The 13,035-nt window shown below is 35.4% G+C and carries 14 protein-coding genes and 1 pseudogene; 14 read left to right on the top strand and 1 reads right to left on the bottom strand.

Annotated elements, in window-relative coordinates:
- Positions 1–126 precede the first annotated feature (126 nt).
- A complete protein-coding gene (locus AXI59_RS02550) occupies positions 127–495 on the top strand; it encodes a hypothetical protein (RefSeq protein WP_061527295.1) in 369 nt (122 codons plus the stop codon).
- 139 nt (positions 496–634) lie between these two features.
- Here AXI59_RS02550 and AXI59_RS02545 read toward each other — a convergent pair whose 3' ends face one another.
- Positions 635–2,032: a S8 family serine peptidase gene (locus tag AXI59_RS02545; RefSeq protein WP_061527294.1), complete on the bottom strand. Its 1,398-nt coding sequence runs from the start codon at positions 2,030–2,032 to the stop codon at positions 635–637.
- 456 nt (positions 2,033–2,488) lie between these two features.
- On the opposite strand from AXI59_RS02545, the gene AXI59_RS02540 reads away from it, so the two are divergent.
- The 13 genes and pseudogenes from AXI59_RS02540 (at position 2,489) to acoA (ending at position 13,035) form a co-directional block, all read left to right on the top strand.
- Complete coding sequence (locus AXI59_RS02540; protein ID WP_061527293.1) at positions 2,489–4,261, top strand: ABC transporter ATP-binding protein; 1,773 nt, start codon at positions 2,489–2,491, stop codon at positions 4,259–4,261.
- A 26-nt stretch (positions 4,262–4,287) separates the two neighbouring features.
- Positions 4,288–6,885, top strand: a complete 2,598-nt coding sequence (gene lanKC / locus AXI59_RS02535; RefSeq protein ID WP_061527292.1) for a class III lanthionine synthetase LanKC — start codon at positions 4,288–4,290, stop codon at positions 6,883–6,885.
- Positions 6,886–6,976: 91 nt separating this feature from the next.
- Positions 6,977–7,096 (top strand): class III lanthipeptide, encoded by a 120-nt coding sequence (locus AXI59_RS20810; protein ID WP_197464666.1) that lies wholly within the window; start codon positions 6,977–6,979, stop codon positions 7,094–7,096.
- Between the two features lie 52 nt (positions 7,097–7,148).
- Complete coding sequence (locus AXI59_RS20145) at positions 7,149–7,277, top strand: class III lanthipeptide (RefSeq protein WP_197464667.1); 129 nt, start codon at positions 7,149–7,151, stop codon at positions 7,275–7,277.
- A 27-nt stretch (positions 7,278–7,304) separates the two neighbouring features.
- Positions 7,305–7,424, top strand: coding sequence for a class III lanthipeptide (locus tag AXI59_RS20140; protein ID WP_187265387.1), 120 nt, complete (start codon positions 7,305–7,307; stop codon positions 7,422–7,424).
- 20 nt (positions 7,425–7,444) lie between these two features.
- Positions 7,445–7,576, top strand: a complete 132-nt coding sequence (locus AXI59_RS20135) for a class III lanthipeptide (RefSeq protein ID WP_205632580.1) — start codon at positions 7,445–7,447, stop codon at positions 7,574–7,576.
- Positions 7,577–7,719: 143 nt separating this feature from the next.
- Complete coding sequence (locus tag AXI59_RS20130) at positions 7,720–7,851, top strand: class III lanthipeptide (protein WP_205632580.1); 132 nt, start codon at positions 7,720–7,722, stop codon at positions 7,849–7,851.
- Positions 7,852–8,084: 233 nt separating this feature from the next.
- The gene (locus AXI59_RS20805) at positions 8,085–8,249 is read left to right on the top strand and encodes a class III lanthipeptide (protein WP_373688984.1); all 165 of its coding nucleotides are present in this window, start codon (positions 8,085–8,087) and stop codon (positions 8,247–8,249) included.
- A gap of 62 nt (positions 8,250–8,311) precedes the next feature.
- Entirely contained in the window at positions 8,312–8,596 is a 285-nt protein-coding gene (locus AXI59_RS02530) for a YfzA family protein (protein ID WP_061527291.1), read from the top strand.
- Between the two features lie 1,334 nt (positions 8,597–9,930).
- A complete protein-coding gene (locus AXI59_RS02525; protein WP_061527343.1) occupies positions 9,931–10,914 on the top strand; it encodes a tRNA dihydrouridine synthase in 984 nt (327 codons plus the stop codon).
- A gap of 266 nt (positions 10,915–11,180) precedes the next feature.
- Entirely contained in the window at positions 11,181–11,633 is a 453-nt protein-coding gene (locus tag AXI59_RS02520; protein WP_061527290.1) for a DUF6884 domain-containing protein, read from the top strand.
- Between the two features lie 33 nt (positions 11,634–11,666).
- A pseudogene (locus AXI59_RS20800) lies at positions 11,667–11,795 on the top strand (hypothetical protein); the annotation flags it as partial.
- A gap of 238 nt (positions 11,796–12,033) precedes the next feature.
- On the top strand, positions 12,034–13,035 hold the full coding sequence (gene acoA, locus AXI59_RS02515; RefSeq protein WP_061527289.1) for an acetoin:2,6-dichlorophenolindophenol oxidoreductase subunit alpha: 1,002 nt from the start codon (positions 12,034–12,036) through the stop codon (positions 13,033–13,035).

Raw genomic sequence — 13,035 nt, 5'->3', positions numbered from 1 at the left:
AGGACAGCAAAGGGCTGCATACGTGGATTTGTAAGTATGATTGGGAATGGTATTACAAAGTAACACCGAGAATCAAGCCGAATAAAAAGAGAAAAGCACTGTTGATTGGGAAGAGAGAGATAAAGAGTGTTTGAGGCTGCTAAAGAAGCAGTAAGAATTATTTTACAAAGAGAAGGAAAACCAACTAGAGTGAGCCCTGCAAATTTTAGGAGAACTTTAGGAGTTGGTTCATGGTTCCGTAATGAAAAATTAGTCCGTACACAAAATTACATAAAAAAAGTAGAGGAAAGTATAGAGGGATTTAGGCTAAGTAAGGTTAAGTGGGCTATTGAAGATAGATTAAAGCAAGGGAAAGATTGGTCTGTTTATAAGGGGCTGTTACATGCTGGGTTTAGTGCGGATAAAGAAATCAACAAGCTTGTAGCTAAAGAATTGAATACTCAGGCTGAAATAAAATATGACACAAGCAACTTAGTAATAGTAAGTTGCTTGTGAAATCAACTTGTTTAGTTATTCTCAATATCTCGTAAATACGGTTTATTTCATCTCTAGCTTCATCATCATTATCGTCTAGTAATCTTTTTTTATTAATCAAAGTATTTTTAGTGAAAGTTCGATAACTGCTTAATATCTTCTATCTCTCAATATTAAGCAATGATTCGTAAGCATTTACGATACCGCTACCTACTTCATTCTTATCTAAGTTTTCAACGTGGTCTGTGTTCTGATATAAGTTTTCTTCAACCTTACGACTTGGCATCTCCTCTCCGTATTTTTCGTAGTATTCTGTCTTTAATAGGGCAACTGTAGCAGTTACTATTGGAGCTGCTACACTTGTCCCTAAAGTAGGTTCATATCCCTTTTGAAAGCCTAGTGACTTACTTAGCGGAGTTTGCGGGATATTTACAGGGGAAGTAGTCCATACCAAGCTATATAGATCAACCTTATTTGTATCCAGAAAACTTGGGTCAAGATCACCACCTGGAGCTGCAATTGAGATGTTTTTTCCATAATTTGAGTAAGAAGCTTTTGTATTTTGCGCTGTGGTGGCAGATACAGTAATTACATCCTTATCTCCACCAGGAAGATGTAGGATATTGTCCTTTGGTTTACCTAATTGTTGTGCAAGTTTTTTTGAATTTGAGATATCATATCCATGGTTTCCAGCTGCTGCAACAATTAAAGTATTGTGTTTTCTAGCGAATTTAAAAGCTTTTTCAAAAAGTTTTATAGTCTCTCTATCTTCTTTATCTTTTTTTGATAAGAAAGTAGATAAACTTAAATTAATTACGTCCATATCATCTTCCGTAGCTTTAACAATTGCGCTTATAACCCAACTTGTTTTAGATTTACCGTTTTTATCAAATACTTTATACGGCACTAAACCAAGATTTGGTCCAACTCCTTTTACATCCCCATTAGCAGCAATTATCCCAGCCACAGAAGTTCCATGCCCATAAAAGTCTTGTGTATTATCTTCAACTGGAACAAAAGACTCTCCAGTATCTACAATATTATTTTTGAGGTCTGGATGATTGAAATCTATGCCTGAATCGATTATCCCTACTTTTGTATTATGAGATCCTTTATTTATATGATAACTTCGATAATCATTTGTAACTTGCTTGATATTCCATAACCAACTGTCATAAAGAGTGTCATTATCTTCCGTGAATTGTGATGAAAGTGCCACTTTAGCAGGAATCTGTTTACTTTTATCAGGAAGAGAAATCTCTTTATCCTCAATAATTGCTTTTGCGTCTAATTTTTCTTTAGCAATATCTTTGATTGCTGAAAATTGGCTTGGTTTTATATTATCTATTACCAATAAATCTAGTTCTTTAATATAATTTGTTTCTATATTTGAATACTTTTCCTGAACCTTGTTTATTGTCGATTCACTTATTTTTGAATCGAGGTTAATTATGATAGATTCATCATAATTTGATTCTCCAGCATGAGAGCTAATAGGCTGTAAACTGGATACAATTACAAATATGAAAACCATCGAAATTCTTCTTAAATTCTTCATTTTTTTATACTCCTTTCTCTTTATACATTTCATTAAATATTAATATTGTATATAATTTACCTCCCTTCCAAAAAATGAAATATAAGTATATTCAATTCAAGTTTATAAAATATAAGTAAATCAGTCAATGCATATTTTTCTAATTAGCAGTAATTATCCCGAAAAATTTCCCTTTAGTATGATTAATTTAAATTTCTTTTTATTCTTTTATACTACGCCTATGGTTTTGCGGGCGAAAATCACTAAGAGTAAATATACATTTCATAATATACATGAGTAGAATAATGCGAAACTAAAGACCTGTTTTTTTATAATTTGTAAAATTATATATTGACTTACAGTTATTAAGTGTGAAATATTGTTTATAGGAAAATTAGGAAAGATATGGCGTATGTCATTTCAAGAGTCATTCGATATAAAAAGTTGAAACATTGGAATTAAACGGAAGAGGTGAAAATGATGACCAACCCCAATTTTAAATCGAAAGAGTTTTTCTTCTTACTGAGAAAAACCAGACCGAATATAAGATTATTTATATTGGCAATATTTTTAAGTGGATTAAGCGCAATAGCTTCTACCTTAGTGCCTCATTATTTAAAAAGTCTAATAGACTATTATAATATTCTTGAAAAGATCAATTTGTGGGACCTTTTAGGACTGCTGGGAATATTTTTAAGTAGCGGAGTAATTGGGGCAGTTGGTAGTTATATGTTAAGTGTAGTAGGATATACCGTTGTTGCAAATCTCAGAAATTTATTATGGGAAAAGATAGTTATACTACCTATAGAATTTTACGATAAGAATCGTTCTGCGGATATAGCAAGTAGATTTGTTAATGATACTACGGTGATTTACAACTTAGTAAGTAACTCTTTATCGCAATTTATCAATGCTATATTAATAGTGCTTTTTTGTGGATTTTGGTTGTTTTACTATGATTGGCAATTGACACTAGTGATTATCGTAGCAATTCCAGTTTATTTATTGATTTTTATACCTTTAGGAAGAATTTTATCTAAATTATCTAAAATGACACAAAGCTTAACAGGAGAATTAAATGTAAGAGCTGTTGAAACAATATCCGCAATAAGACTGATTAAATCTTCAACTGCAGAAAAGTTACAAGTAGAAAGAGGGAAAGAGGATATTGAAGCTTTAAGAAATATAGGCCTAAAGCAAACAAAATGGATGGTTATTTTAAACCCTATCATTAATTTAATGATGATGCTTATCATTATTAGCATAATTGGATTCGGAGGGGTTAAATTAGCCAATGGAAGTTTATCGCCAGGAACCTTTATAGCATTTCTGACACTTTTGTTCTATATCATAGGTCCACTTAATAACTTTGGGTTATTCTTTACTCAAATACAAAAGACGATAGGTGCAACAGAAAGAATTTCTCAATTGATATACGAGCAAGGAGAAGATCAGCATAAAGGAAAAGAATTAGCGGAAACCTATAAAGATTTAGTGATTGATAATTTATCATTTTGCTATGGTAAAGAGGATAAAGCATTTTCCTTGAATAATATTAATTTAATAATAAAAGGGGGAAGTGTTAATGCCTTAGTAGGTCCAAGTGGTAGTGGTAAAACCACAATCATCTCTATTCTGGAAAGATACTACAAGCCTAATAGCGGAAATATTTATTTTGGTGAAGAGAATATTGAGTTATTTTCATTAAAATCATGGCGTAGCCAAATAGGATATGTAGCACAGAATCATGATTTAATAAGCGGTACTATTAGAGACAATCTCATCTTTGGTTTAGAAAATCCCCCAAATGAAAAAAGAATAGTAGAAGCATGTAAGAAAGCATATGCATGGCAATTTATAAGTGAATTGCCTAACAGTTTAGAAACTAATATTGGAGAAAAAGGTCTGAACTTATCAGGAGGACAACGACAAAGAATTGCTATTGCGAGAATGTTTCTGAAGGATCCAAATATAATCTTTTTGGATGAAGCAACTGCAAGTCTTGACAGTCATTCTGAACGAATTGTGAACGAAGCAATGAAGAAGCTCATGAAGGATAGAACCGCTATTATAATAGCACATAGGTTATCCACCATTATAAATGCTGACAATATCATTTTTATGGAAAACGGTGAGGTGACAGGTCAAGGGAATCATTGGGAGTTAAAGCGTAGTCATAAATTGTATCATCAATTCTGTGAGCAGCAGTTTAAAGAAGATAGTACCGATCCATTAGTATTAACCAATTAAGAGCGCTTAAGAGAGGCGAGAACAAAATGGACAAAAAATTAGTTTATTTCCAACACATGAGTGAAGATTCAAAATACTATATAGATAAAAGCCCAAATGTAGAGACTGATCCATACGAAGTACATAATATGCCAAATTACTATACTGTTAGTACAGAATATAAATCACCGTGGAAGTTTTATAATAATCCAAATCATACCCTCAAAGAACAAGGCTGGAAAATACACGTAAGTGCGACAATGAATAATGCTCAGGATATATTAGAAGTTGTGAGTCAAATTATATTTAAACATCAGATACCATTTAAGCATATTAAAGATAAACAATCTTTATTTAATATGAATTCAAAGCATGGTAATCGAACTTCATCTGGAAAATTTATTGCTATCTATCCTTCCTCTAATAACATGTTCTTCGGGTTATTGAATGAACTTTATGAAGAATTAAAACATTACGAGAATGGACCATACATACTAAATGATAAATCATGGAAGGATAGCAATATATATTACCGATACGGTGCATTTAAGAATATTTACAATGAAAGAGGAGAACTTTGCATTAAAGACGAAAAGGGAAATCTAATCCCAGATAATAGGCAGCCGTATTATAAAATACCTGAATTCGTAAGTGATTTTGATCAGTATTTAGATACCAAGAATAACTTATTAGATACTCAAGATGTAAGTAATTTTAATGATTATGAGTTCCAAGGAGTCCTTAGGTTTAATAATGGCGGCGGTATATATACTGGAATAAGGAAATCAGATGGAAAAAAAGTAGTAATCAAAGAAGGGAGACCTAAAGTAGGGTTAGATGGTCAATTTAATGATGCGATTGATAGATTGAATATAGAATACGAAGCATTAAATAAACTTACAGAAGTTGAAGGTGTTGTTAATGTGCTTGATTACTTTAAAGCATGGAAGCATGTATTTTTAGTCGAAGAATTTGTAGAAGGTGTAACTCTTCAATCATGGTGTGCAATCAATTATCCGTTCAACGTTGAGAATGATAAAAATGAATACATTAGTAAGGTAAAAAAAATAATTAATAGCTTGATAAAAACAATTAAACTAGTGCATAGTAAAGATGTTGGTATGGGAGATTTACAACCCCAAAATATAATGATTACTCCCGAATCAAATGTTAAGATTATTGATTTTGAGGCTGCTAGTGCTCTCTCTGAAGAAAATGGAGCGTTGCAAACAATTGGCTACACAAATAAGAAAAATAAGAATCATAAGGAGCGTGATTGGTATGCACTAAAGAAAGTTTTAAGATTTTGTATTCTGCCAATAGGTCCAGTTACTGATATAGAAGAAAGCATTAAAATGAAACATGATATGTGGATAGAGAATGAATTTGGCAAAGATGTCTATCAATATGTTGTAAATACAGAAAATCTATGTGACAGATACTTATCTGACACCAAAGAAAAGATATTCAAGAATAATTACGACAATAAAATACAAAAAGAAATGGACATGTCAAAAGTTATAAAAGGATTGAGAAACAGCATAGAGAGTAATATTTTGCCCAACAGCTCGCTAATTCATGGCGATGTACGGCAATTTGTAATGCCATCTGGAAAGTTAAATGTTCTAACTGGAGGAACTGGAGCTGCATTGGCATTGTACAGATCTGGAAACGTCAACAAGCGAGTTCGGGATTGGATTGAAAATGTTTTACTTAAAAAATTGAATGTACTTGATGATGATATTGGGTTATTTACAGGACGAGCTGGTATCGCAACAACATTGTATGAATTGGGATACATAGAGCAAGCTATGGACTTATTCAATAATCTGTCATATGAAGATATGAAAGATATTTCATTAAGGTCAGGATTGTCGGGAATAGGTCTTTCATTAATTAGCTTATACTTGGAAGAAAATAATGATGACTTTTTGGTTAATTCTGAAAAAATTGCTGATCAGATAGAAAATAGGATTATTGAAGATGATAAATTATCAGCGACTGATTTTGCAGCAGTACCTATAGGTTTGATTGATGGTTGGTCAGGAATATCTTTATTCTATGCGGCATTATATTCAGTTACTAAGAAAGAAAAATATTATTTAAAGTCAAAAGAATATATTGAGTGGGATTTAAAACATTGTAAGGTAGATGAAGAGACGAATACTTTGCAAACATACGATGATCGAAACCCTCGATTATTACCCTATTTATCAGGGGGATCAATCGGAGTAGGGGTTGCTATTTGGTATTTAAATTATGTAACGAATAATAATTTATTTAGAGAAGAATTAGAGCAAATAATCAATTTAAATAAAGTAAGGATTGCATATAGTGGTGGATTGTTTGATGGGATCGGTAGTTTCTTGTTAATCCCGCCAATGACTAAGGAAAATAATGAAATCAGTCAGCATATTGAGCTGGCATTGAGAAAACTAGAATTGTTTCTTATCCGCAAAGATGATCAAGTATTATTCCCTGGAAACTTCAGTTTTCGTTTAGCAGATGATTACTACTCCGGAAGTGCTGGCATAATATTGGGCATAAACTCTATCCAGTTCTCAAATCCGTTATATTGGTTGCCAATAATAAAAATTGATAGTTTCTTAAAAAAGACTAAAAAAGAATTGTTATTAAACAATTAAAACTCTAACACTTATAGTTCGATGATAATCATTGAAGATTGGAATTAAAGCAGTTAATATACAGAACTTATGAAGGAGGTGAGAAAAGAAAATGAAAGAGGTTCTAGAACTTCAACAATTTGATGAAAAATCTGAAGTAGAGCCTGCGGCATGGACTGTTACTCTAACAACTATTTCAGTTACATTATCTACCGTTAGCAATCATTGCTAATGAGAGATGAAGCATAATCTAAGAAAGAGTACTTGAAAGGAGGTGAAACCAAATGAAAGATGTATTGGAACTTCAACAACTGAATGAAGGAACTGACGTAGAAGCTGCAAAAGGCAAAGGTGGCTTACTTACACTAATCACAACGATAGTTGGCTCATCTACTATTAGCAACAACTGTTAAGGATAATTAAGAGGAGTGGATGAACAAATGAATGAAGTACTAGAGTTGCAACAATTGAGTAAAGGTTCTGAAGTAGAAACAGCTGGGTGGACACTTCTAACAACACTCATCGGCACATCTACTATTAGCAATAGTTGTAATAAATGATAAAAAGGAGGTGAAACCGAATGAGAGATGTATTGGAACTTCAACAACTGAATGAAGGAACTGACGTAGAAGCTGCAAAAGGCAAAGGCGGCTTACTTACACTAATCACAACAGTAGTTGGCACATCTACTATTAGCAACAACTGTGGATAAAAGACAAAACGTAACAAAAAAAAGATTTTCTGCGTACTTCAAGTGCTGAAGTAGGAACAATGGATGGGCACTTCTAACAACACTCATTGGTACATCTACTATTAGCAAAGTTATAATAAATGATAAAAAGGAGGTGAAACCGAATGAGAGATGTATTGGAACTTCAACAACTGAATGAAGGAACTGACGTAGAAGCTGCAAAAGGCAAAGGCGGCTTACTTACACTAATCACAACGGTAGTTGGCACATCTACTATTAGCAACAACTGTGGATAAAAGACCAAACACACTAAAAAGTATGCTTGGTTGTTATACATTATATGAAAGCCTAAACAGGAAAAGGACCCCAATCCTTTTCCTGTTTCTAAAAAAAGGAATAAATTTAGTTTTCATATAAATTCTTCTTACTATCCCATACTTCTTATTTATTGTCAATGGAAAATGAATGAAGTGACTTAGTTCTTAATTTATATGTAGAACTAAATTCAAAAATGCTAAATTTATAAAACATGAAGAATGGAGGAATAATAATGAATAACGTATTAGCATTACAACAATTAAATAAAAGTGCCGAGGTGGAACCGCAAGTGGGACCAACGATAACAACTATTACAGTAATACCTACAATGGTTATATCCTTAATAAGTAATTATTGCGACAATCATGCTTCATAATATAATGATTTTAGATTAACACTTGGCTAAAAAGTATTGCAGAAAAGGAAATGGATAATTAAATGGATAATGAATACAAAAAACGACCGTTTTATAAAAGAAGTTGGTTTCACACGTTTTTGGCATTTTTAGTTTCACAGCTTTATTTTAATTTTGTAGCATTAACGGGATGGGGTCCTAAGTATAGAGAAATGAATGGATTCCCAGCAAACATAGTTGAACTAGATTTCTTTCAAAAATATCTTTCATTCTATGATAATCCATGGTTTAATATTGTTACTGTTTTCTTGGGAGTTTTCACTATTATACAAATAATTGCAGGTGTAACAAAGGATATTCGAAATTAAAGCAATAACTTCTGATGCCTTATTTAATTATGAAAGAAAATGAACACTTTCTTATTAATCTTATGAGTGAAGACTGCGACACTTAGTCAGCAGTCTATTTTTATTGGTTCTGAATCAGGATTACCGAATCATAACCTTATACAAATATATAAATAAATTACTGGTTTTAGTATAAGACTGGAAAAACATTCCCTTGATAGAAATATAATTATAGTGGTCAGCAACAACATATATAGGGATTTCTGTGGCGTCTTATAAATGTAGTTATTTATCTTTTTTATGCGGATATTCTATTTATAAGTAATAACTTTAAAACTAAAAAGTTATAAAGATATTAACATTGATTAACATATGGGGTTTGAAAGGCAATCGACCCTTAGTACATATACTGTATTGGATAAAAGCAATCTTTATTAGGTTGCCACTTGTTGCGTTGGTTATTTCTTAACCATGAGCAAATCCCAACTGGTCCATATTGAAGTTCTTGAATTCTTTTAAGTAAGAGTTTATTTTCTCTTCTCATCCTCTTTACTCCATGTGATTCTCAAGTGGTAGCAAGCGGTAAGTTAAGGCTTTTTTCTTTTTACATTCTCTTGAGTACTCAGATATACCACCCCCAACTCAATTTGCTTAATCAAATTATCTCTTGAAATTTTCCGCAAATGATATTGAGATACGGATATGGTGTAGCGTTAAATATTTTTTCTTCGATAACAGGACAATTATTTTGCATTGGTAATAGGGAGAACTCATATGATATTCTATTTAGGTTGGAATACTTTTTATCCAAAAAGTTCAAAAGTAAGGCTTCTAAGAAAGATGAAGGTTAATAAACCACAATATAAATAAAAAAAATAGGTGTAGATAATCATCACACTTTTTTCTCTCTCGAACCTATTATAAGGTTAAGGAGTTGACTGAGTTGATCAGAAATGAACTATATGGGGATTATGTAGTAGCAAGGAACTAATAGTAATTAGTGAAAAGATGCTAAATAAATCAGTAAACTTTAATGACTCACGATTTAATATTTTTACTAAAGAAGAATGAGAAGTATTTGAAAAGATTTATAGAGAACATATGAGAATAATCTATGGGGATAATTATAGCGACACTCTAGTACGTTAACTCAATTAAGGTGTTCTATCAGATCTATTCTATTTCAGTTTGCTTTTTCACTTTTTAACGTGTAAAAAGTGAAATGTTCAAAATTTACTATCGTTTGATAAGAAATGCTTTCGCGTGCTATAAGTGTAAAAGGAAAGTATGGTCAGTTTTTAAATTTTTGGAAAAAGGTTTGGCTGTGTCCCATCATGAAAGGATATGAATTTATTATGATAGATAATTTCTGGCGTGAATTGCCACGGCCATTTTTTGTGCTGGCACCAATGGAAGATGTGACGGATGTTGTTTTTCGCCATGTCGTGAGTGAAGCAGGCAGGCCTGATGTGTTTTTTACTGAGTTTACAAACTCAGAAAGCTATTGTCACCCGGATGGAAAGGATAGTGTGCGCGGCCGTTTGACTTTCACGGAGGATGAACAGCCGATGGTTGCCCACATATGGGGAGATAAGCCTGAAAACTTTCGTCAAATGAGCATTGGGATGGCGGAATTAGGGTTTAAGGGTCTGGATATCAATATGGGCTGTCCTGTACCTAATGTGGCGGGGAACGGAAAGGGAAGCGGCCTGATTTGCCGTCCTGAAGTTGCAGCCGAATTAATACAAGCAGCGAAAGCAGGAGGATTGCCTGTTAGTGTGAAGACCAGACTTGGCTACACGGATGTAGACGAATGGCGCGGCTGGCTGACACACGTATTGAAGCAGGATATTGCCAATCTTTCCATTCATCTGCGTACCAGAGCGGAAATGAGCAAAGTAGATGCGCACTGGGAACTGATTCCGGAAATCAAGAAACTTCGTGACGAGATAGCGCCAGATACCCTTTTGACGATCAATGGGGACATCCCTGACCGGGAAACCGGCTTAAAACTTGCTGAACAATACAGCGTTGATGGAATTATGATTGGACGAGGTATTTTTACAAATCCATTCGCCTTTGAAAAGGAGCCGAGAGAGCATAGCAGTAAGGAATTGCTTGATCTTTTAAGGCTGCATCTGGATCTTCACGATAAATATTCAAAGTTAGAAGCCCGTCCATACAAACCTCTTCCTCGCTTTTTCAAGATTTATCTCCGCGGATTTCGAGGAGCAAGTGAATTAAGAAATCAATGCATGAACACAAAGTCAACAGATGAAGTGCGTGCATTGCTCGATGACTTTGAGAGAAAGTATCTTGATGGGTTGGAGCAGCAGTGACATAAACAATTCCTCATCCGGCCCGGATTTCAGTACGAATTCCGGGTCTTTTTGTGTTCAGCCTACCAGCCTGCCTTTTCTCGAATCCTTCTCTAATCGTGAAGCAAAAAAGGTGAAAATGACATCCTGATTACAGAAAGCACAGATCTATGTCCCGTTCGTCAAGGGTTTCTGTCTGCCGAGAAGTGACCAGCCCCTTGTTTAGTCATGCAGAAATAAGCAGATAATGGTACATTGATATGAGAAACTAATAAGGGGAGAGAAAAATGAAACGACTATGCATCATCCCCTGCGGCAAGAAAAAAATATGGGACATCCATCCAGATACAGGGCCGATAAGGGCGGAAGACGCTTATCTCAGCCCGTTTCATCAGGCGTGCGAGCGGTATGCGAAAGCGTTTTTCAATGAGTGGGTGATTTTGTCGGCGAAACATGGATTCCTTCGTCCTGATGATACCGTTCCCGAAAATTACGATGTTACTTTTGGAACAGGCCATCCGGAGATCATGACAGCGGAGGAGCTGCGCCGCCAATTTTATGAAAAGGGCTTTTCTAATACAAAAGAGCTTGTCATGCTTGGCGGGAAAAAATACCGAAGCGTCCTAAACTCCGTCATCGGAGAACATCAGCATCTCAGCTGGCCTCTGTCCTCGTACAAAGGCATTGGCTACATGCTTCAAGCGCTGAACCGGGCAGTTGAAGAAAAGCAAGAACTGTAGCACAGCATATCAAGGACAGAGTGTGAACATGAAGAAAAGGGATATACATACGCAAACGGCACGATAGACTGCATGCAGAAGGGCGGGGGCGGCAGTTTCGGTTATGTCAAATATTCAATTGATTTCCTTCCGACATTAAGACAAAAGGGGCAGAAGAATTAAACAGTTAAAAGATTTCCGAGGAAATAAATACGTCGATCATTGTCAAAGACCGGGTGATGTCCGGTCTTTTTTGTGTGCCTTAAAACGAGACAAATGGATCAGATCGAGACAAAATGAGACACCTGTCTCAAACTGTCTCACAGTGTAAAAACAAAAACATTGATTTTACGGGCTCAAAAGGCTGGCACACTTCTTGCATTTATTAATGTGAACCCTAAATAGAAGGAGGCGCACAAAAATGGAATTGTTAAAACGAGAAGGCTTGTCATTAACTGAGGAAAAAGCGCTGTGGATGTACCAAAAGATGCTGGAAATCAGGGGCTTTGAAGACAAAGTTCATGAACTGTTCGCACAGGGAGTGCTTCCCGGATTCGTCCATTTGTATGCCGGTGAGGAAGCGGTAGCTGTAGGGGTGTGCGCTCATTTACATGATGGCGACAGTATTACAAGCACGCACAGGGGACATGGCCATTGTATCGCCAAAGGCTGTGATCTGGATGGCATGATGGCGGAGATATTCGGGAAAGCGACCGGACTGTGTAAAGGAAAGGGCGGTTCTATGCACATTGCCGATCTCAATAAAGGTATGTTAGGGGCAAATGGAATCGTCGGGGGCGGATTTACGCTCGCATGCGGCTCAGCGCTCACCGCTAAATATAAACAGACTAAAAATGTAAGCGTTTGCTTTTTTGGGGACGGAGCAAATAACCAAGGCACCTTCCATGAAGGGCTGAACTTAGCGGCAGTATGGAACCTTCCTGTCGTATTTGTTGCCGAAAACAACGGCTACGGCGAAGCCACAACATTTGAGTACGCGTCAGCCTGTGATTCAATCGCCGATCGGGCGGCTTCCTATAACATGCCGGGGGTCACGGTGGACGGAAAAGATATTTTAGCAGTTTACCAGGCAGCCGAGGAAGCGATAGAAAGAGCAAGAAACGGCGGAGGCCCGTCTTTGATTGAATGTATGACTTACAGAAACTACGGACATTTCGAAGGAGATGCCCAAACTTATAAAACAAAGGATGAAAGGACTGAGCATCTGGAAGAAAAGGATGCGATTCAAGGCTTTAAAAACTATCTTTTAAAAGAAACAGATGCCAATAAACTGTCAGACATTGAACAGCGTGTCAGCGAATCGATTGAAAAAGCCGTCTCGTTCAGTGAAGACAGTCCATATCCGAAAGAGTCAGAGCTGTTGACAGACGTCTACGTGTCATATGAAAAAGGGGGAATGTGA

This window comes from Bacillus nakamurai, assembly GCF_001584325.1.
In the GTDB taxonomy this organism is placed as follows: Bacteria; Bacillota; Bacilli; order Bacillales; family Bacillaceae; genus Bacillus; species Bacillus nakamurai.
This window is presented reverse-complemented; position numbering and strand designations above follow the sequence as displayed.

Coding starts and splice junctions, on each gene's coding strand:
- lanKC (WP_061527292.1), top strand. CDS start 4,288: ATGGACAAAAAATTAGTTTATTTCCAACACATGAGTGAAGATTCAAAA.
- AXI59_RS20805 (WP_373688984.1), top strand. CDS start 8,085: ATGAAGAATGGAGGAATAATAATGAATAACGTATTAGCATTACAACAA.
- AXI59_RS20810 (WP_197464666.1), top strand. CDS start 6,977: ATGAAAGAGGTTCTAGAACTTCAACAATTTGATGAAAAATCTGAAGTA.
- AXI59_RS02530 (WP_061527291.1), top strand. CDS start 8,312: ATGGATAATGAATACAAAAAACGACCGTTTTATAAAAGAAGTTGGTTT.
- AXI59_RS02545 (WP_061527294.1), bottom strand. CDS start 2,032: ATGAAGAATTTAAGAAGAATTTCGATGGTTTTCATATTTGTAATTGTA.
- AXI59_RS02525 (WP_061527343.1), top strand. CDS start 9,931: ATGATAGATAATTTCTGGCGTGAATTGCCACGGCCATTTTTTGTGCTG.
- AXI59_RS20140 (WP_187265387.1), top strand. CDS start 7,305: ATGAATGAAGTACTAGAGTTGCAACAATTGAGTAAAGGTTCTGAAGTA.
- AXI59_RS20135 (WP_205632580.1), top strand. CDS start 7,445: ATGAGAGATGTATTGGAACTTCAACAACTGAATGAAGGAACTGACGTA.
- AXI59_RS20145 (WP_197464667.1), top strand. CDS start 7,149: ATGAAAGATGTATTGGAACTTCAACAACTGAATGAAGGAACTGACGTA.
- AXI59_RS02540 (WP_061527293.1), top strand. CDS start 2,489: ATGATGACCAACCCCAATTTTAAATCGAAAGAGTTTTTCTTCTTACTG.
- AXI59_RS02520 (WP_061527290.1), top strand. CDS start 11,181: ATGAAACGACTATGCATCATCCCCTGCGGCAAGAAAAAAATATGGGAC.
- acoA (WP_061527289.1), top strand. CDS start 12,034: ATGGAATTGTTAAAACGAGAAGGCTTGTCATTAACTGAGGAAAAAGCG.
- AXI59_RS20130 (WP_205632580.1), top strand. CDS start 7,720: ATGAGAGATGTATTGGAACTTCAACAACTGAATGAAGGAACTGACGTA.